The organism is Mycoplasma sp. 1781 (assembly GCF_053851675.1).
Window position 1 is genome coordinate 37,319 of the sequence record NZ_JBSQBC010000004.1, and the last position, 20,898, is coordinate 58,216.

Consider the following 20,898-nt stretch of genomic DNA (forward strand, 5'->3'; position numbering starts at 1 on the left):
TCTATGAAACTGAAAAAACATTTTATATTTATAAATATAAAAAAATTTTAAAGTTTCAAAAAAAATGTAGCATTTTTAGCAATGCTACATTTTATAGATATTTATCTGGGTGTAATTCTTTCATTTTTTTAATGAATTCCTCTTTAGTAAGAGAGCCGTATTTTTGCATTAATTCGACACATTCATTATATTCATTTTGCGCTCATTTTGCATCTTCAAATCCAGTTATGCTGGTAATATTTGGGCCTTTGAAGAATTTATAGTTTTTAAAGAATATTTCTACTGAATGTAGTCACATTTTATCCAAGTCATCTAATGATTTAATGTGATCAAGACGATAATCATCAGCATGAACAGCGATTAATTTAGTATCAGTTTCACCTGAATCAATCATTTTCATTGCTCCAATAATTCTTGCTCCAACTGAGACACCAGGCATAAAAATTTCAGGTGAATAAACTAAGACATCTAGTTCATCGCCATCTCAATCAAGTGCTTCTGAAAGGTAACCATAGTTTGCTGGATATCTAAAACCCTCACGCAAAATTCTATCAACTTTTATTTTTTTGGTTTTTCGATCATACTCATATTTAATATTTGAATTTTTAGGAATTTCTATATTTACTATTACATTTTTCATAAATAAAATTTTATCAATTTTTATTTTTTCTAAAAAATTTCCCTATTTTTTCTTAAAGTCGATGATTTTTAAAATTTCGCACTTATATTTGAATTCAGGAGGAAGAAAAAAATGACAATTTATTTATACGGAAAAATTGTACACACAAATACAAATTATTTTATTTTAGACCACAATGGTAGAGGTGAACTTATTTGTGCGCCACAAATGAGTAGATTTAAAGCAGGGGAGGTGAGAAAAATATTTATATCTGAAATAAACAATGAATATTCTAGGGTGACATATGGATTTGACAATTTTAAAGAAATGGTAGTTTTTGAGGATTTAATTTCATTGCAAGGATTAGGCCCTAAAACTGCTATTTCAATATTAAATTCAGGTTGAGAAAATATTATTAATTATATTGCAAACTCTAATAAAGAAGAGTTAATAAAGGTACCTTATGTATCGCCAAAGATTGCTAATGCAATTTTATTGACCTTAAAGGATAAATATATTAAATTTATTTCAAAGATGAGTGATGAAGAAATGCAAAAATTCAATAAAGTTTCAAAAAACAACACAGTTTTAAAAGAATTTGAAGAAACAATGAAAATGTTAGGATTCAAAAATAATCAGATCAGACTTGCTCTTGATAATATGGAATTAACGAGCAATATTGAAGAATCTGTTGAAAATGCAATTAAAATAATTAGTCAAAAACAAAATGAAGCAAGAATTTAGAATAAAAAGTTTTGATAATTTTATTGGGCAAAATAAGATTACATCTACTTTAAAAGTGATGATAAACTCAGCACTAAAACAAAAAAGGCCTATTGACCATTTATTATTTTACGGGCCACCAGGATTAGGGAAAACTACCTTAGCTCAAATAATTGCTAATGAGACTCAAAGTAACATCATTTATGTGCAAGGGCCCCTGATTCAAAAGAAAAGTGATATATTAACTTTGTTTTCTTCGTTGCGTGAAAATGATATTCTGTTTATTGATGAAATTCATGGTATAAATAAGAATATTGAGGAATTATTATACTCTGCCATTGAAGATTATGTTATTGATTTGCCTGTTGGTGTTGAAGGTGATATGAAAATAATGAGATTAAATTTAAATAAGTTCTCATTAATAGGGGCTACTACAAAATTTAATTTAGTATCAAATCCACTAAAAGATAGATTTGGATATATCGGAAAATTATTGCCTTATAGTAACGAAGAAATTAAAGAGATAATCAGTAATTCAGCCAATAGAAATAACATTATAATCACGCCAGATGCAATTGAGGAAATAGCAAGAAACTGTCGATCTACTCCAAGGATTGCTAACAACTTATTAAAAAGAGTTTATGACTTTGCATTATTTCGAAACTTAAATCAAATAGAAGCAAGTTTGGTAAAGGAATCATTTGAGTATCTAGATATATATCCCGGGGGATTAAATATTTTTCAGGTTGAATATTTGAGTATTTTAAAAAATGTATTTAAAAATAAAAGTGCTTCTTTAGATACTATAAGTTCAATTTTAAAAGATGATAAGGTAACAATAATTAATGATTTAGAGCCTATTCTTTTAGTAAAAAAGTTCGTTGAAAAAACTGTTAGGGGTCGAAGAATAACCAGCGACGGAATTGAATATCTAAAATCAATTAATAAATAACTAATAAGTTTTTATGTTTTTTATATTTAAAACTTTATAACTATTAAAATATATTCAAAATATAACAATTATTATATAATTGTACCTATGAATAAAAAAAATAAAATTAGCCCTGCAATAAAATGAGTTTTTAGTATTTTTATATTTATTGGGATGTTGTTAGCATTTATTTTTGGTTCTATTTTTTATTTAACACCAACATTGAATAAATTTAATCGTACTAATAATGAAATTATCGGAACTAAAACAGTTTTAAAAATTCAAAAAAATAGCAACCAAACAAGTTCTAAAAACGAATTACAACCAAATAAAATTGCAGATATTGTAAAGCAGTACCTTCAAGAAAAAGGTGATAAATTAACTTCTAACTATGATGTTAATTTATTGTCTAATAATCTTATTGAAGTAAAAGATTTGTCAGCAACTGATGATAAATCCCAAAAACAGCTTTTAGACTCATTAATTAAAAAACCTAATTTAACAATTACCGATCATAATGGTAATCCATTATTTTATAAAGGTAGATATCAAGGTAATGAAAGCTCATTCCATGGGTTGAAAGAGCTCATTGATGAAGGGTCTCAAAATTTTAACATGGATTTAGATCCAAATCCCGCAAGTGATAAAATACCTGAGGGTTATGCAGATAGAATTCAAATTAAATTGAATAGTTATGCATGAGATCAATTTACACACCTTGCATATGATTATTTTATAAGAGGTTTTCAACAACAAGGACAAGGTCAAGATGACCCCAGCTCAAAGGTATACTTTTGGTTAAATTTGGATGAATTCATTCAAAATGCCATTCAAAATGATAGAGAAAATTGAGATAGAGCAAAAAATAATCCTGTTAATTATGCATATGCCAATAATAAAGCAGGTGATGATGTTACACGCGATAAGGACGGAAAAGTATTAAAGACGTTAAAACCAAGCTTAAAATATTCAATTAATGCCCAAAGATATTTAATTTCTGCAATATCTCCTATTTCATTGATTTCATCAAAAAAACGTGATTCAATATTTTACTTAATTAATAACATTTCTAATGGTTATTCAAATAAACAATTAACTTCTTTAATTAATTTCTCATATACACCATTTAAATTAGAAAAACAAACTTCTTATTTTATTACTAAATCATATAGACAATTTGATTCATATATCATTGCTATAGTTGTTATGTGAGCCGTTATGTCACTATTTTTATTAATAAAGTACAGACTACTTGGTGTAACTGCTAGTGTTACGTTGGCATTCTTGATATTTGTATTTTTATCAATCATAACTGCTTTTGGTGTAGTTATAAATTCAATAATTGGACTAACAGCAATTATGTTACTATTTATTGCATTTAGTTTATTAATTAGAAAATTGCACATCTTTGCAAAGGAAATTAAGGAAGGTTCGAATACTAACAAAGCTATAAATAAGGCGACAAAAAGGTCATTGATATCTGGACTTGATGTAGTAGCTGTTATAGGCATTGGGGCCATTTTGGCTTTCTATTTAAATATTAATCATTCTTCAACTATTGGTGCATTAATGGGTATTGGCGCTTTGTTAATTTCTTTTATTGTTATTGGTTTAAATACCATATTGTTTAGACTTATAGTTCAAACCGAATCGTTTGATAATAAGAAGTATTTGCTTTTAAGTGAAAATAAAAAAATACATAAATTTACTTTAAAGATTAATAATTTCTTTAAGGTAAGACTACTTATTATTCCTATTATCGCTATTCTTATGGTGTCAATATTAATATTTGGTTCCTTTTCTGGAATACAAAAGTCAGCATTATTAGGTTTTAATGTCGATTCTAATTTAAAATTTAAGTTTATTTATAGTGTTGGTTTAAATTTCAAAAATGGCGTTGATATTAGTGGACAAACTACTATATTAAATGAATTGCAAAATTTTATTATTTCTCATAATGAAGGTGTTTTAATCGAGAAAGTAAAAGCAAGTGAAAACGGATTAAATTCGCTATTAATTTATTCTAATATGGATATGAGCAATTTAATAAACAACGAATTGCTAAAGTTATTTAATTCAAAGAATTATGCAGATGTTACTTTAGTAACTAGCTCTAATGCTTTAGGAAATAACAACATCGGGTATTCAACTGCCTGAATCTCTCTATTAATGCTATTAACCAATATTTGCATATTCATATATATCACAGTTAGATATTCAATGCAATCAGCAGTTATTTTTATAGTAAAACAAATTCTTTTGATTGGTTTAGTGTTAGGGATATTCATTATCTTTAGAACTAAAATTGATAATTTTGTGTTTGACGGTTTATTATTTGTTTCGTTTATCAATATTGTTGATTCGGTAATCAATTCATCAATCATAAAAGATGAAATTTTAAAAGATACTAATACCAAGAACTTTATTTATAATCCAACCCAGGTTCATAATATTATCAAAATATTAATAAGTGATACCTTTACTATTCAAACATTTAATGTTATTTTGGGATTTGTATTATTATCATCAGCTCCATTCTTGCTTGTGAGTGTATCGTTTAATGCAATATTTTCACTTCAATTAGCATTGTTATTTACTTGATATTTAAACATGTTTATTATTCCAAGACTATTAGAACATTTAATTAATTTAAGATATAAAAATAAACACAAAAGAATTGAAAATGATTTTTGAAAAACAGAAAAAATCCAAGAGCAAACCTTTATTGGTATTAATGATTTTTCGATGTAATTTAGTGAGGAATATATGTTCAAAAGATTAAAAGGCACACAGGATATTTATAATAAAGAGGCTAAAATACTAAATTTTATTCGTAAGACTTTTGAGGGAATAAGCAAAAAATATAATTTCCAATTTATTGAAACACCAATTATTGAAGACTATAATCTTTTTATAAGAGCAGCTGGTGAAACTAGTGACATTGTAACAAAAGAAATGTATGTTTTTCGCGATAACGGCAATAGAACTATTAGCTTAAGGCCTGAAGGCACAGCATCAGTTATTAGAGCATATATCGAAAATAAGATAAATAATTTTACAAAGGCAAAATTATTTTACTTTGGTCCTATGTTTAGATATGAGCGACCACAGAAGGGTAGATATAGACAATTTATTCAAGGTGGAATTGAATTAATCGAAAAAAAATCAGTTCTCTCTAATTTTGAGGCAATTAAATTTGCTAATGATTTCTTAAATGATTTAAAAATAAATGATTCTATTTTAGAAATTAATAATCTTGGTAGCATTGAAAGCAGAAATAAATATATTGCATACTTAAAGGATTACTTTTTAAAATACAGAGATCAACTAAGTGAAATTTCAAAAATTAGATTAGAAAAAAATCCCCTTAGAATTCTTGATGATAAAGAGGAAAATAAAAAAGAATTTGTAATGAATGCTCCTAAATTACTTGATTTCTTAAGTTATAATGAAAAGCAGGAATTTAATGAGTTGTTAATTTTGCTAGATAAATTTAATATTAGATACAAGGTTAATCCATATTTAGTGCGAGGATTGGACTATTATACAGATATTGTCTTTGAATTTGTTTCAGACTCGAAGGCTCTTGGTTCGAAATCAACAATTCTTGCTGGTGGCAGATATGATGGAATGGTTGAATCTTTCGGCGGCCCCATGATCGGATCGATCGGATTTGCTTTCGGCGTTGATAGAATATCTAACATAATTGCTTATAACATTGACAAATACGAAGAGATAAAAGAGGATTTAGATATTCTTATAGGTTATATAAATGATCACGAAAAAGATGAAATATTAAAAATCGCTTATGATTTAAGAAAAGAGTACAACATCGAATTCATTAATGAAAAATGCTCAATTAAACAACTTTTTAAATTAAATTATCAATTAAAACCTAGAATGCTCATATTTAAGGAATTAAATTCGAAACATCAAGAAATAAAAATAAAAATTAAAGATATTGAAATTATTCATAAATACCATGACATCAAACAATTTCAAGAGATAATAAAGGATGTAATATAAAATGAAGAAAATATATTGTGCAGATTTAGATATAAATAATATAGGTAATAGTGTGGAACTGTTTGGTTGAGTGGCAACTAAGAGGAAATTTAAGAATCAAATGTTTGTTGATTTGAGAGATTCTAGCGGTATCATTCAATTGGTGTTTGTTAATATTTCTGACCCACTTTTAACCAAGGAAAGTTGCATTAAGGTTAATGGTATCGTTAAGAAGCGCCTTGATGCTAATGCAAACTTAAAAACAGGTGAAATTGAAGTTTTAGTTAATGAATATCAAATTCTTAATTCATCTAAACAAATCCCTTTTGATATTGAAGATGATAAGAATAATTCTGCAAATGAGGATTTACGTCTAGAATATAGATTTTTGGATATTCGAAATAAAAAAGTATTGAACAATCTTAAAATTAGACATAAATTATCGCTTTATATTAGAAATTTTTTCGATAAGAAAGGTTTTATTGAGGTTGAAACACCTATTTTAGCTAAATCAACTCCAGAAGGCGCAAGAGATTACCTGGTGCCAACAAGAAAAAAAGGAAGGTTTTTTGCACTACCTCAATCACCTCAATTATTTAAACAATTATTGATGGCTGGAGGTGTTGAAAAATATTTTCAACTAGCAAGAGTTTTTAGAGACGAGGATTTAAGAAAGGATCGACAACCAGAATTTACTCAATTAGATATTGAAATGTCTTTTGGCTCGGAGGAAGAAATCTTTGCATTATGTGAGGAAATGTGAGCAGAAGTTCTGGGAAAATTAGGCTATAATATTGAAACAAAATTTCCACGAATGGATTTCGAATACTCAATGAAACATTATGGAAACGATAAACCCGACACAAGATATCCATATTTAATTCAAGATTATTCAGAGGAATTGAGTGATAAATTCGGAATGAAATATGTAAAGGGTATAATATTTGACCGGGATGTTAATGAGCATATTGATATAATTAATGAAATTTTTTATAAGAATGGTGGTGAGTTTTTTGAAACGTTAGATTTAACTTGTCCATCATGTGAAGTTAGCAAACACCTTGCAACAAAAAAAGAGTCAACTCATTTATCAAACCCGATCGCTTTAATATCGGCCGGTAACGATGAAGAAAATGTTTTAAAAGCCTTGGGTGCAATAAGAACACTATTGAATGAGCTATATAAGTTAGCAGATCCAAATAAATTAAACTTTTTGTGAATAGTTAATTGGCCAATGTTTGAATTTGATAAGGAAACTAATTCTTATGCTCCTGCACATCATCCGTTTACTCAATTTGACGAATCTACTGTTCATTATTTGAAAAATGATGAGTTTAATAAGGTTAGAGCTAAATCATATGATTTAGTTTTAAACGGTTTTGAGCTAGGTTCTGGATCGATTAGAATTCATGATCTCAATATTCAAAAAATGATTTTTGATATTTTAAAAATATCAAGAAAAGAACAACAATCAAGATTTGGCTTCTTCTTAAAATCATTTGAATACGGCTTACCACCGCATTGTGGCATTGCATTTGGTATTGAAAGAGTTTTAATGATTTTAACCAAATCATTATCCATAAGGGATGTTATTGCTTTTCCAAAAAACGCAAAAGGTGTAGATTTACTTACTTCAGCGCCATCAGAATTAGCAAAAGATCAACTCGCTGAGTATGGGATAGAAATTAAAAGTTAGGAGAAAAATAATATTATGGTATGAGCATTAGTTGTAATTCTTTTAATAATATCCTTAGGTATTATAGGAATATCATTTATGATGGCCCCAGATTCTAATAGTTTTAGCGGTGCACTTGTTGGTAGCAATGATCTTGACCTATTTAAAATTTCAAAAGAACGCGGAATTAAAAAAGTTCTTAAATGGTCGATGATTTCCTTAGGCATTTTAATGTTTATATTTGCAATTATTTTGCGCGTTGTTTGACAGCAAGGTTAAAACTTACATATAATGAACAATAAATTTTTTAAAAATGTTAAAAAATTAGACTCAGTTGAGATATTAAAATTCATTCAATCTCATCCACAAGGTTTAAGTTTTTTGGAAATTGTAAAGAAATTAAACATACATCCATCATTAAATACTGATTTATCATTAATACTTAAAAAATTGGAAGAAAACGAAAAAATCGAATACAAGAGGGATGGTTCCTATATTCCTATTTTTTATCTTACAATGGTCGAAGATATTGTTGCAATAACTAATAAAAGATTAGGTTTTATTGATTTTATTGACGCTAATGATGAATTGAAGAAAAAATCTGCAATTTTATTTCCATTTGAAACAAGAAATCTACTTGATGGCGATTTAATAGAGGCCAAAATTTTCTATTATTATAACGATCAAAATGAATTGTTATATAAGGCAAAAATTACAAAACTATTAAAACATAAAAAAAATATTTTGATAGGAAATTTCTTAAGATCACATAATGGGAAGATTTATTTCGAAGCATCAAATGATCGAGATAAAGGAAAGTTTGAGATTTTTAATTTAATGAATATACCTAAAAATATAAATAGAGATGATGTTGTTGAGGTTTTTGTTTTAGAACCAAATGGAAAAAATATTGCTATTAAGTTTAATAGAATTATTACAAATATTAATTCTTTTGAATTTCCATTTGCTAAAATTCTCGCAGAAAATGAAGTTAGCCAGAAATTCAATGATAGTGTTCTTCTGGAAGCTTCCAATATGCCTACATCTGTTAGTGATCATGAAATTAAACAACGAAAAGATTTACGCAGTTTATTAACTGTTACTATTGATGGTCTAGATACAAAGGATTTTGATGATGCAATATCATGTTTTGTGTTACCTAATGGTAATACAAAACTTTATATTCATATTGCGGACGTTTCTTATTATGTAAAAGAAGGAAGCAAAATTGATAGTGAGGCATTGCTTCGGGGTACATCAATTTATTTGCCAGGTGAGGTTATACCTATGTTACCTTATGAATTATCTAATGGAATTTGTTCATTAAACCCTAATGTCGATAGATGTACTATTACACTTGAGTTAGAAATAGATAAAGAAGGTAATAATGTTAAAAAAGATATTTATGAAAGTGTAATTAATTCTAATTATCGCCTAACTTATAATGAAGTGAATGATTATTTTAATAAAAAGATAAATGTATCATTAGAATTAAAAAAATTAATGGATGATTCGCAAAGAATATCAAAAATTATTCGACAATATAAGATCAAAGAAGGTTATGTTAATTTCGAAATTAAGGAACCAAAGTTAATTATAGAAAATAATAAGGTAGTAGACATCAAAATAAGAGAGGATGGCGAAAGCGAAAATATGATTGAAGATTTTATGGTTAGAGCAAATGAAACAATAGCGGAAATGATGTTTGAAAACCATATTCCTTCAATATATCGTGTTCATGATAAACCATCTGATGATAAGCTTTTTGAGCTTCAAGAACTTATTAAATTTGCACATTTAAATAATATATTGGTACCTTTTGATGGAAACCCATTAAGTTTTTCAAAAATGGTAAATAAACTAAAAGAAAAAGGATTGGATGATTATATAAAAAATGCTTTTCTTAGAACAATGCAAAAAGCAGTATATTCATCTAAAAATATCGGTCATTTTGGTCTTGCTTCTAAATATTATTCACATTTTACCTCACCAATAAGAAGATATCCTGATCTATTATTGCATCGTTTAATTAAGAAATATTTGTTTGCTCGTAAAAAAATTAGCGATGAACAATTTTCGGAGGAATCTAGTAAAATTGAGCAAATTGCGCTTATGAATTCTGAAAGCGAAAGAACGGCAATGACTGTTGAAAGAGACATTGTTGATATTAGAAAAGCTGAATATTTTGAATCACTAATCAATAAGACATTTGTTTCTACGGCCGTTTCTATTGAAAAATTTGGAGTATTTTTTAATATTAACGAATATCAAACAAGTGTTTTAATAAGATTTGAAGATTTGGATGATAATGTTATAAAAATTTCCAATTATGAAGCTAAAGGCGACCGCCTTTTATTCAAGGTTGGCCATAATTATAAAATAAAAATTATTGGAATTGAAAGAGAAAAGGGAAATATTAATGCGTCTTTGTGTTAATATTTCTTTTTTTGATCTTATAATATTATTTATGCCAAAGTTAATTATAAAAAATAAATTTGCTAAATTTGATTATGAGATTCATAGTACTTATGAGGCAGGAATTTCATTACTTGGTTGAGAGGTAAAAAGTTTGAGAGCACAAAATGCAAAAATAGATAATGCTTTTTGCTCTATTAGCAACAAAAATGAGGTTTGGATTAATAATTTGTATATTTCCCAATATATGCTAGTTAAGGGCGAATTGGATAGATCAAGAAAATTATTGATGCATAAAAAAGAAATTTTGAGAATAAGTAATTTAATTGATAGATTAGGCTTAATAATGGTTCCCCTTTCGATTTATTGAGTGAACAATTATATAAAAGTTGAAATTGCTTTGGCTAAAAGATTAAAAAAATACGATAAACGTGAAAAAATTAAACAAGAAGAGCTAAAAAGAAACCTTAGAAAAATATATTAGCGGGGATGTAATGGCTTCGACAAATATTTACGTATTTCAATTGCAGTGGTCTTGTAAACCATAATACTTCTAGGCTTTTTTAAATGCAAACTTAGAAAACAAAAAAGAAAAAGACTACTTCATGACAAACGTTATGAATCGTCAATTAAATCCAGTATTTGCTTAATTAAAATCTGGTCAAAATCTTATAATGTGGCCCGCATTTAAGAATTTTGTTGTCTTGGGCTTGATTCAGTACTGTTTCAGTTAAGGGCTGAATGACTCAAATAAACTGACACCCTTTTAATTTTTTTTCTATTTTAATTAAAACTGGTTAGCATAAAAATAGAATAAACTGTAGATATTGAAATATTACAATGTATGGACCGGGGTTCAATTCCCCGCATCTCCACCAAATGTAAATACACTAGCATGATGCCTTGGCATCATGTTTTTTTGTTTATGTTAAGAATCAATTATAAAAATAATTAGATAAAAATTATAGTAAAAATTTTTATTAGACAAATAGCAATATTAATAACTGAATAAGAGGAATCACCGATATACCAACGTCAAGTAAAATGATAGATGTAGAAAGTTAAAGAGTCGCCATTATTAAAAAAACTCCTTAAAATTTATTTTTTCAATTTACAAAAAAACTCAAAAGATATCGAAAGAAATGACCTTTTAAAATTTTGGGAGATAGCAAATTTTAAAATATTTAAGATATTTAGCAAATAAATAAATTTATGAAATTATTAATTTGTGGTGGCTTTATTTCAAAATAACAATTGTAATCTCGCCGAATTGTTAAGTTAAATTTTACAATTATCGTAAAAACCTATTTTATTGCTATTTTTTGATGTAAAGTTTAGAAAATAATTTAATCCGGTTTTTTGATAAAAAAATATATTAATAACAAAAAAAGTTTTTTTATTTTTTTTAAATAAAATAGCTTATTTTTAATTAAAAAATAATGTATGATTTTATAATATATAAAGTATTTTTATTGTAAATTTTAAAATAAAAGGGGAAAAATAATGGCAGTGAGATTAGTCGTAAATCATCCTGATGGATGGGCAGTAAAAAACCCAAAAGGGCAAAGAGCTTTGAGAGTTTTTAAAACGCAAAAAGAAGCTATGGATTATGCAAAATCATTGAAGGATACAACGTCAATTAATGTGCAAAGTAAGACTGGTGCATTTAGAAAAGTATAAAAATGTACAATATTTTAGATGGTAAAAAAACTAAGGAAGAAATACAAACTAAAATAAAAAAGCAATTTGAAAACATGGCAGAAGATAAAATGCCAATTTTAGGTATATTACAGGTTGGTGATCTTGAGGAATCTAATATATATATAAAGCATAAATTAAATATTGCTCATTTCCTTGGGTTTAAAACAAAATTAATAAAATTAAATAGAAACGTATCAGAAGAAGAAATAAAGCATAATATTGATATTCTGAACAAAGAAACAACCGGTTTTTTAGTTCAGCTTCCTTTGCAAACGGATAAAGTCAAAAATCTACAAGAGTTACTTAATTGCATTAATATAACTAAGGACATTGATGGTTTGACACAATGGAATCAAGAAGCAAATTTTTTAACTAATTTTAATTCATTTCTCCCTGCTACAGCTCTTGGTGTTGTTATATTATTAAAAAAATATCAAATTAATTTTAATAATATGAATATTGCCGTTGTCGGTCAAAGCAAGATAGTTGGAAAGCCGCTTGCTGATTATTTTGAGCAAAATGGGTCTCATGTAAGAAGATATGATATTAATACTCCGAAGGACGATTTATTATTGAATGATTTAGTTGTTGTAGCAACTGGCTGCCGTGGCTGCCTGGACGGAATAAAATTAAAGGATAATGTTGTCCTTATTGATGTAGGAATACATCGAATAAATGGTTTAATTGTCGGTGATATTGATATTTCTAAGATAAATAACAAAATATCATATTTAACTCCAGTACCTGGCGGTGTTGGACCCATGACTATCATTGCCTTAATGCTTAATTTGGTTAAGGCATATGATATGCAAAACGATTCAAATTTTTTATCAAAAATATTGATAGATTTATAATTAACTTTATATGTTTTTTAATATAATTATTAACTGTTTTTTTATAAAAAAATAGCATATTACACAAATTGCTATTTTTTATTTTTTTACTATTTTTTGATTACAACATTTAGTAAAATAATTTAAATATTTTTAGTTTTCTTATTTAGGGGGTCTTTATGATAATAGGAATAAGTGGAATGATTGCTGCGGGAAAAAGTTCGCTTTCTTCCAAATTAGCTAATCATTATAAAAATTCTTTACTACTGAATGAATTTGAAGAAAATGATGAGGTATTCAATACTTTTTTAAAGTGATTATATGAGAAGAAACAAAATTTAACTATTAGTTTTCAAAGTTTTATTATTGAAAACCATTCAGCAAAATTTATGGAAATTTATAATAAATTGCAAGATAAACCCGATATAGATCGGCATTTGTTTTTGGATAGATTTTCTATTGAACATTATATTTTTGCTAAGTTAATTCTTAGTAAAAAGGAACCTAAATATTTTGATGGCTTCAAAGCCTTATTTTCTAAGTTAATTACAAAAAGCGAATTACCGGACTTAGTAATATTTCTTGATATAAGTTTTGATACTTTTAAGAAAAGAATTTTTGAGCGAGGGAGAGCTATTGAAATAGATAATTGAGATCTTAATTACGATTATTTCAAGAACTTGCATGAAAATTATTATAAAATTTTTAAAGAACTTGCTGATGATTTTCAACTTAATTACAAAATTATCGATACAAACAATTTATCTGAGGATGAGGTATATAAGCAAGTAGTAAAAATTATTGATGAAGAGGAAAAACAATGGCAGTTAAGACAATTGATCCACGAATAGAAAAAGTTCTTTTCAACCAAGAACAATTGGAATCAAAAATAATTGAACTAAGCAATTGAGTTAATGAAACATATAAAAATTCAAATAACTTAATTCTTGTCGGTTTATTAAAAGGATGCTTACCGTTTTATGCTCAATTGATAAAAACAATTAACATAGATTTTATTACGGATTTTATGATAACTAGTTCATATGATGGGAAAGACAAACCATCAGGAAATGTTAAGATAATTCTTGATCTTGTTAATAATATCGAGGGTCGTGATGTGTTAATAGTTGAAGATATTGTCGATACAGCAAAAACTATGACTAAGGTTGTGTCAATTTTGAAATCTAGAAATCCTAAGAGTCTTAAGGTCCTTACTTTATTAAATAAACCTAGTGGTAGAATTGTGGAATTTGAGCCTGATAATTATGGTTTTATTATTCAAAAAGAAGACTTTGTTGTTGGTTTTGGTTTTGATTGAGAAGAAAAAATGAGACAGCTGCCTTATATAGGCACAATTAAAAAAAGCATTATTTAATTGTGATTAAAATCTTGCCACAAAGAGTTGTTTCTTGATACACAAAGCATACACTCATTGCTGAATAATTAAAAGAAATTATAAAATGCAAGACTTTAATCTTGCATTTTTATTTTTGCGTTTATCTATTTTTCAGCCTTGTCAGCCTTAGTTGCCGATTCTTTATCATTGTCCTTAGGTTTTGATTGTACCATTTTAACAATAGCTTGTTCAACATTCTTTTCATATTGTTTTATATTTTCTTCTAATTTTCTATATTTTTCATAATTTTTAGAATCGCTAAATTGAACTAGTAAAGTAAAAATTTTATGTGGTAGTTCATTTTGTTCCAATGATTTCTTTGAAACGAAGGTTTTTATTTGTTCTGGTTTTAAATTATATGATTTAGCTATTTCATTAACCTTATTTTCATATTCTTCATCAGTGATTTGTAGATTTTCCTCATCTACAATTTTTCCTAAAACAAATGATTTAAAAAGATTTTTAAAGGCTTCATCTTGATATGTTTTTAGAACATCCTCTTTATTGGTTTTTGTGAATTCAAAATAATCTCTTTCGCTAATCCCTTTTTGTTTTAGTTGTTGAATAAAACTTTTATAATATTTTTCAGCTTCTTCATTAATAATTATGTTAGAAATTGTTATTGAAGAGTTCTTGATGATTTCGTTGATTGCTTCATCTGTGTAGGTTTGCGAAGCTACTTGTAAAACTGCTTTTGTTGCTTCAAATTCAACATATTCATTAAATTGTTCGATAGTGTTTACTAATGGATTTATTTTTGCTTCTTTTAAGAATTGATCATTTACCTCTGGGTAATTATTTGTTTTAACTGAATTAATTTTTACTTTAAAGACTACATCTTTTCCAGCCAATTCTTTTGCATGATATGTTTCAGGGAATTTAAGATTTATATCTTTTGATTCACCACGATTTAGATTGACCATTTGTTCTTCGAAGCCAGGAATGAATTGATTTGATCCTATTACTATGTCAAATTTTTCAGCTTCTCCGCCTTCAAATTTTTCCCCATTAATGTAACCAGTAAAATCAAAATTTACACTATCACCCATTTTTATTGGTTCATTAGATTCAATGGAAACAGCGTAATTTTTTAGAATTGTTTCTTTGGTACCTTCAATCATCTTTTTATCAATGTTTGCAATGTTTAACTTAGTATTAAGTTTCTTATATTCACCTAAATTTACATTAGGAAATAGAGGGAATCTAAATACATATGTGGCACCTTGGTCAGAATAATCACTAACATCAAAACTAGGGTGATAATCATTAATAATTTTATCTTCGTCTTTAATTTGAGTAATTATATGATTTTTATAAACATCATCAAATTTATCATGAATTACTTTATTAAAAATTTTAAATGGATCAACTCTTTTTAGAGCTTCTTTTAAAGGGGCTTTACCTTTTCGAAATCCAGGAATTGTAACATCATTAGCTAATGATTTTTGGGCTTTTTCATAGGCCTTGGTTCACTCCTCGCCATTAATGGTATAATCGATAATTAATTCGGTATTTTCCTCATTGAATTTTCTTGACATTTTTTTGTTCTCCTTGAATAAAAAATATTGTTATTATTATAACATTATTTACTTAAATAATGAATATAATGATTTTTCATTATCTGATAGTGAATTTTCATCCCTTTCGCCAAATAAAACCTTAGTAACGTTGATTATTTCTTCATATTCGCTAATAGTTTTATTTTTTAAAATATTAATTCAATTTTTGAATAAATATGCACTGAATACTTGTCTGGCGATTTTGCTTTTTGCTACATCATTGCTGTAAATTGTTAATATTTCTTTTTCCAGTTTAGCAATTGCCTCATTTTTTAAAAATGAACCATCTATTTTAGGATTAATTATTATATTATTAACTTTGTAATTGTAATCAACATTCTTTGTTTGCAATAAATCATATATTAGCGTTTGAAATCCTCCGTTGTCAAAACCATCTCCATTAAAAAAGAATTGAAATTCAGATAGATATTCATTTATATCTCGATTTTTTAATTCATTATAGTTAAGCATAAAAATATAATCCATTTTTTTGTTTTTTAATGAATTAATTAGTGATAAAGTATCTAAATTGGTTTTTGTTTTTAAATTGTTTTTTTTAATCTGAAATAATATAGTATTTCTGAAAGCGTCAATTTCTTTTTGCATTGCATCAATAACAAATTTATTTCTCGAGTTATCTAAGAGATAAATTGCTTTGAGCGGGTCGTCATATCTTATTTCTGTTATTTTATCAATGAAATCATTAAATTCTTTTTCTATTAAATCCATAATATAAAATTTTACACTATTAACATTATTAAAATAAATAATGTTGCTTCTAAATTAATAAATAATTCTATAATTTATATATAAAAAAATTAGCGTTATTAGATGACGAAAATTAATTTTATTTTTAAAGAATTTTTAAGGAGAATAGGAATGTCTAAAATTAAGAAAATATATGCATATGAAGTTTTAGATAGTAGAGGGAATCCAACAGTTAAGGTTGAGATAACCACTAAAAAAGCTTTCGCTGAAGCTCTAGTGCCATCGGGCGCATCAACTGGATCAAAGGAAGCTTTAGAACTACGTGATAAAGGAACAAAATATGAAGATAATTGATTTGGTGGAAAGGGTGTTCAAGGTGCTTGCGATCATATAAATAATGAAATAGCCAGTTTATTAATTGGGCATGATGTAAAAAATCAAGAGTTGATTGATAATATTATGATTGATGCTGATGGTACTCCAACAAAATCAAAATTTGGTGCCAATGCAATTTTAGCTGTATCTCTAGCATGCGCAAAAGCAGCTGCAATCGAAGCTAAAAAGCCATTATATGAATATCTGGCTTCTTTAAAACAAATTAGCGCAAGTTCATTTACTTTGCCGGTGCCGATGTTAAATGTTATTAACGGTGGTGAACACGCTTCAAATACCATTGATTTTCAAGAATTCATGATTATGCCGGTAGGGGCTAAATCATTTAAACACTCTCTGCAAATGGCAAATAAAGTATTTCATACATTAGCTAAATTACTTAAGAAGGCAGGACACGGAACACAAGTAGGTGATGAGGGTGGTTTTGCACCTAATTTACATACCCATGAGGAAGCACTTGATTTTCTTGTTAAAGCAATTAAGGATGCTGGTTTTAATCCCGCAACAGAAGGCGTAAATTCGATTGCAATTTGCTTGGATGCTGCATGTTCGGAACTATATGATTCAGAGACGAAGAAGTATGTATTTAAGAAATTTAAGAAGGCATTATTAGATAAAAGAGCTGGTTTTGAAAAATATGCTAAAAATAAATACGAATTTACAACTAAAGAACTTGTGAATTACTTTGGTAAATTGATTAATAAATACCCTATCATTTCAATTGAAGATTCACACCATGAAGATGATTGGGATGGATTTATTGCAATGAATGAGAAGTATGGTGAAAAGGTTCAGTTAGTAGGGGACGACTTAATTGTAACAAATCCTCAATATATAAAGGAAGCTATTACTAAAAAAGCAATTAATGCTTCATTAATTAAGATTAACCAAATTGGTTCATTAACAGAGACAATCAAAGCAATCAAGATGTCTCAAGAAGCTAATTTAGTTCCTGTGATCTCACACCGTTCTGGTGAAACAGAAGATACATTTATCGCTGATTTATCAGTAGCATTTAGCACCGGGGAAATAAAAACTGGTTCAATGTCAAGAACTGATAGAATTGCTAAGTATAACAGATTAATAAAAATCGAAGATGAGCTAGGTAATAGAGCTAAGTTTAAAGGAAGAGAAACATTTTATAATTTAAAATAATATATCAAAATAAAATTAGACCTAATCCCCAATTGTTATGGGTTTGGTCTAATTTTATTATTTTTGTTTTAAAAAAACTTAGCCAAAAAGCCAAGTTTTTTTAAAACAAATTAATCGATTTTCACTTTAACAGCAGCACCCATTGAAGTAGAAACTACAATGTTTAAAACATATGTTCCCTTAACAGTTTGTGGTTTTAATCTCTTAACTGTTTGAATTATGGTTTCAGCATTTTGAGCCAACAATTCAGTAGGCATTGATTTTTTACCAACTGAGGCATGGATAATTCCACCCTTATCAGCACGGTAATTTGCTTTACCTTTTTTCAATTCTTCAACAGCTTTAACTGGATTTGTTGTAACTGTTCCTGTCTTTGGGTTTGGCATTAAACCTTTTGGACCAAGCTTTTTACCATATTTTCCTAAAACAAGCATCATTTTTGGATCGGCAACAATCACATCAAATTCATATTTATCTTGATTTAAAATTTCTGGTAGTTCTGAAGATGAATAAACAAAGTCTGCCCCAGCCTCTAATGCCGCTTTTTGCGCTGAAACTTCATCGGTAGCCACTAAAACTTTAATGCTTTTACCAGTACCATTTGGTAGCACTACAGCTCCACGTAGTTGTTGGTCTGATTTTCTTGTGTCTAAATTTAATTTAATAGCAATATCTAATGATTCATCAAATTTTGCAAATGAAGCTTTCTTAGCTAATTCAATTGCATCTGCTAAAGGGTAAATATCTTTTTTGTTAACTAATGTTTTTAAAACTTTAGCGTTTTTTGTAACTCTCTTAGCCATTAGTTAGCACTTCCTTTTAGTCATTCTTCATAACCTTCAACTGTAATACCCATATTTTTAGCAGTTCCAGCAACCTGATGCATAGCGCCTTCTAGAGTTATTGCATTCATATCTGGCATTTTATATTCCGCTATTTCTTTTAATTGTTCCAAAGTAATTGAACCAACTTTTTCTTTGTTTGGAACTCCACTACCTTTTTTAATTTTTGAAGCTTGAATCAATTTATATGATGTTGGTGAAGTAAATAATTTAAAAATAAATGATTTATCCTTATAAACTGTAATTAATACAGGAACTGGTTCCGAACCTCTATCTCTTGTTTGGTCGTTAAAAGCTTTAGTAAATTCAGGCATGTTAATACCAACACCTGCTAATGCAGGGCCCGGTTTGGCTTGTCCAGCTAAAAATTGTAATTTAGCTTTTTTTACTATTTCCTTTGCCATTTTTAAAAATCCTTTCGATAATTGTGGTTCAAACGAATTAATAAATTCTTCCACATTTTAGGCAATTTTACATTGCACCTAGAAATTATAGCAAATAACTTATTTTATAAAAATAAACTCATTATATTTATCTTAAAATTTAATCAAAATAAATAATATCGACATATATAGAGGCATAATAAGAATTCTATATTAGTAATTTTTTAGAAATTTTTATGCTTTTCTAACTAAATTTATAAAAAAAGTATCCACATTCGGATACCTTTATAATAACCTTTACAAAATTACTAAGGCTTTAGTTTTGTAAAAAGTCAGCACTACTTGGCATTAATAATCTAACTAAATGATCCAGCAATTGAATTTTTAGGTTTGGGTATTTTTTATTATTGCCATCTTTTGAATTATTCATTTTTGAAAGTTTAATTAGTTCATCAGTTGTTTTTATTGCTTCGTCAATTGATTTTTCATTATATGAGTTTCCCCCAAGACCATATTTAGAAAGTTTATCATTATCTTTCTTGTAATTTTCTTTATATTCTTCAAGCATTTTCTTAAGGTTTGAAAAACTAGATTCATTTGCTTCTATATTTAGATTTTTAACCATAGAAACAATAGTTTTAACGTTTTCAATTTGTTTTTCTTGTTGTGTTTTTTCTTCGAATTTTAAATTTTCACCCTTAGGGAAAAGCAAATCACTTGCTGTCTTTGTTAATAGCTTACTAATTTCTCCTAATAATTGAATTTTTGCTTGTTGTGGAATATTATCTGGCTGTAAAAGTTTAGTTTTTTCAAGCGCATCTTTAAGTTTTTCATCTTCGTAATTAAATTCTTTAATATCAAATTTTTTCAGAAGTTCATTTAATTTTTTTTCATCTTCAAGTAATTTTTGAAATTCTTCTATTGATTTTTTATCCGAATTAACATTAAGTTTATTCAATTCAACACCTAAATTAACATTTTTGTTAAATTCTTTTTTAAGTTGAGGATCGATTTGTCCCTTGAATAAGCTTTTTGTAAAAATGTTATCAATTTCACCTAATAATTGAATGATTACATTTGGATTTTTATCTTTTTTAATGATATCGTCAAGATTAATTAATAATGAAAATGCTTTTGTTAAAACATTTTTAAAATAATAATCACTTTTGCCAAGTTTTTTAAATGCCTCAGCCCCTTCTTTTTTAAGTTCACCAATAAAGTTATCTTTTGAAATATCAACCTTAGAAATTTTTTCAGCGAAAAGCATTACTGCTTGTTTGTCTTTGTTAAATTGAATTGATTCAGGTGTTTCAATTTCTGGTTTAATTGGCTTATCATTCTCTGAATCGCCTTGCATTGATTGATCAGTATCGCCTTGTTTATCTGGATTAGGATTTTTATCAGTATCACTTTCTTTATCAGGTGTTTTTTGTTGAGGGTTTTTTGTTTCTGGGTTTTTTGGTTTCATTGGTTCAGCTGGTTTTTCTGGTTTATCTGGTTTTTCCGGTTTAGCAGGATTTGCACATGATAGAGCTATAACTGGTGTTGCCAAAACAGGTA

General features: G+C 27.5%; 19 protein-coding genes and 1 other RNA gene. 14 read left to right on the top strand and 6 right to left on the bottom strand.

From position 1 onward, the window contains the following. Window positions 1-91: 91 nt before the first annotated feature. Entirely contained in the window at window positions 92-640 is a 549-nt protein-coding gene (locus ACWXVP_RS01035; protein WP_456012666.1) for an inorganic diphosphatase, read from the bottom strand. 111 nt (window positions 641-751) lie between these two features. On the opposite strand from ACWXVP_RS01035, the gene ruvA reads away from it, so the two are divergent. From ruvA to hpt, 13 genes are all read left to right on the top strand, one after another. Next, a complete protein-coding gene (gene ruvA / locus ACWXVP_RS01040) occupies window positions 752-1,363 on the top strand; it encodes a Holliday junction branch migration protein RuvA (RefSeq protein ID WP_456012668.1) in 612 nt (203 codons plus the stop codon). Beyond that, window positions 1,347-2,294 (top strand): Holliday junction branch migration DNA helicase RuvB, encoded by a 948-nt coding sequence (gene ruvB, locus ACWXVP_RS01045; protein ID WP_456012670.1) that lies wholly within the window; start codon window positions 1,347-1,349, stop codon window positions 2,292-2,294. The genes ruvA and ruvB overlap by 17 nt, the downstream gene beginning before the upstream one ends. A gap of 87 nt (window positions 2,295-2,381) precedes the next feature. Next, window positions 2,382-5,024, top strand: coding sequence for a protein translocase subunit SecDF (secDF, locus tag ACWXVP_RS01050; protein ID WP_456012672.1), 2,643 nt, complete (start codon window positions 2,382-2,384; stop codon window positions 5,022-5,024). Window positions 5,025-5,039: 15 nt separating this feature from the next. Then, window positions 5,040-6,299: a histidine--tRNA ligase gene (hisS, locus tag ACWXVP_RS01055; protein WP_456002093.1), complete on the top strand. Its 1,260-nt coding sequence runs from the start codon at window positions 5,040-5,042 to the stop codon at window positions 6,297-6,299. Between the two features lies 1 nt (window position 6,300). After that, window positions 6,301-7,974 (top strand): aspartate--tRNA ligase, encoded by a 1,674-nt coding sequence (aspS, locus tag ACWXVP_RS01060; protein WP_444705112.1) that lies wholly within the window; start codon window positions 6,301-6,303, stop codon window positions 7,972-7,974. Window positions 7,975-7,989: 15 nt separating this feature from the next. Further along, window positions 7,990-8,232 carry a preprotein translocase subunit SecG gene (secG, locus tag ACWXVP_RS01065; RefSeq protein WP_438340809.1) on the top strand — a complete coding sequence of 81 codons (243 nt, stop codon included), beginning with the start codon at window positions 7,990-7,992 and terminating at the stop codon, window positions 8,230-8,232. Between the two features lie 12 nt (window positions 8,233-8,244). Continuing rightward, window positions 8,245-10,389 (top strand): ribonuclease R, encoded by a 2,145-nt coding sequence (rnr, locus tag ACWXVP_RS01070; RefSeq protein ID WP_456012674.1) that lies wholly within the window; start codon window positions 8,245-8,247, stop codon window positions 10,387-10,389. Between the two features lie 31 nt (window positions 10,390-10,420). After that, window positions 10,421-10,852 carry an SsrA-binding protein SmpB gene (gene smpB, locus ACWXVP_RS01075; RefSeq protein WP_455966273.1) on the top strand — a complete coding sequence of 144 codons (432 nt, stop codon included), beginning with the start codon at window positions 10,421-10,423 and terminating at the stop codon, window positions 10,850-10,852. A gap of 1 nt (window position 10,853) precedes the next feature. Further along, window positions 10,854-11,246, top strand: a transfer-messenger RNA (tmRNA) gene (gene ssrA / locus ACWXVP_RS01080). A 625-nt stretch (window positions 11,247-11,871) separates the two neighbouring features. Beyond that, window positions 11,872-12,048, top strand: coding sequence for a DUF2188 domain-containing protein (locus ACWXVP_RS01085; RefSeq protein ID WP_438340812.1), 177 nt, complete (start codon window positions 11,872-11,874; stop codon window positions 12,046-12,048). Window positions 12,049-12,050: 2 nt separating this feature from the next. After that, window positions 12,051-12,923 (top strand): tetrahydrofolate dehydrogenase/cyclohydrolase catalytic domain-containing protein, encoded by an 873-nt coding sequence (locus ACWXVP_RS01090; RefSeq protein WP_456012676.1) that lies wholly within the window; start codon window positions 12,051-12,053, stop codon window positions 12,921-12,923. Between the two features lie 158 nt (window positions 12,924-13,081). Next, window positions 13,082-13,753, top strand: coding sequence for a deoxynucleoside kinase (locus ACWXVP_RS01095; RefSeq protein WP_456002102.1), 672 nt, complete (start codon window positions 13,082-13,084; stop codon window positions 13,751-13,753). Beyond that, a complete protein-coding gene (hpt, locus tag ACWXVP_RS01100; RefSeq protein WP_438340815.1) occupies window positions 13,723-14,277 on the top strand; it encodes a hypoxanthine phosphoribosyltransferase in 555 nt (184 codons plus the stop codon). The genes ACWXVP_RS01095 and hpt overlap by 31 nt, the downstream gene beginning before the upstream one ends. 125 nt (window positions 14,278-14,402) lie before the next feature. On the opposite strand, the gene tig is transcribed toward hpt, so the two are convergent. Both tig and ACWXVP_RS01110 read right to left on the bottom strand, forming a co-directional pair. Then, the gene (gene tig, locus ACWXVP_RS01105) at window positions 14,403-15,836 is read right to left on the bottom strand and encodes a trigger factor (protein WP_456012678.1); all 1,434 of its coding nucleotides are present in this window, start codon (window positions 15,834-15,836) and stop codon (window positions 14,403-14,405) included. Between the two features lie 48 nt (window positions 15,837-15,884). Continuing rightward, window positions 15,885-16,586, bottom strand: coding sequence for a hypothetical protein (locus ACWXVP_RS01110; RefSeq protein WP_444705117.1), 702 nt, complete (start codon window positions 16,584-16,586; stop codon window positions 15,885-15,887). Between the two features lie 150 nt (window positions 16,587-16,736). On the opposite strand from ACWXVP_RS01110, the gene eno reads away from it, so the two are divergent. Then, entirely contained in the window at window positions 16,737-18,113 is a 1,377-nt protein-coding gene (gene eno, locus ACWXVP_RS01115; RefSeq protein WP_456012680.1) for a phosphopyruvate hydratase, read from the top strand. 110 nt (window positions 18,114-18,223) lie between these two features. Here eno and rplA read toward each other — a convergent pair whose 3' ends face one another. From rplA to ACWXVP_RS01130, 3 genes are all read right to left on the bottom strand, one after another. After that, window positions 18,224-18,916, bottom strand: a complete 693-nt coding sequence (rplA, locus tag ACWXVP_RS01120) for a 50S ribosomal protein L1 (RefSeq protein ID WP_438340819.1) — start codon at window positions 18,914-18,916, stop codon at window positions 18,224-18,226. Then, entirely contained in the window at window positions 18,916-19,359 is a 444-nt protein-coding gene (gene rplK, locus ACWXVP_RS01125; RefSeq protein WP_438340820.1) for a 50S ribosomal protein L11, read from the bottom strand. Before rplK ends, rplA begins: the two co-directional genes overlap by 1 nt. A gap of 295 nt (window positions 19,360-19,654) precedes the next feature. After that, window positions 19,655-20,898: hypothetical protein (locus ACWXVP_RS01130; protein ID WP_456012682.1), on the bottom strand; the 1,244-nt coding region annotated here is incomplete at its 5' end.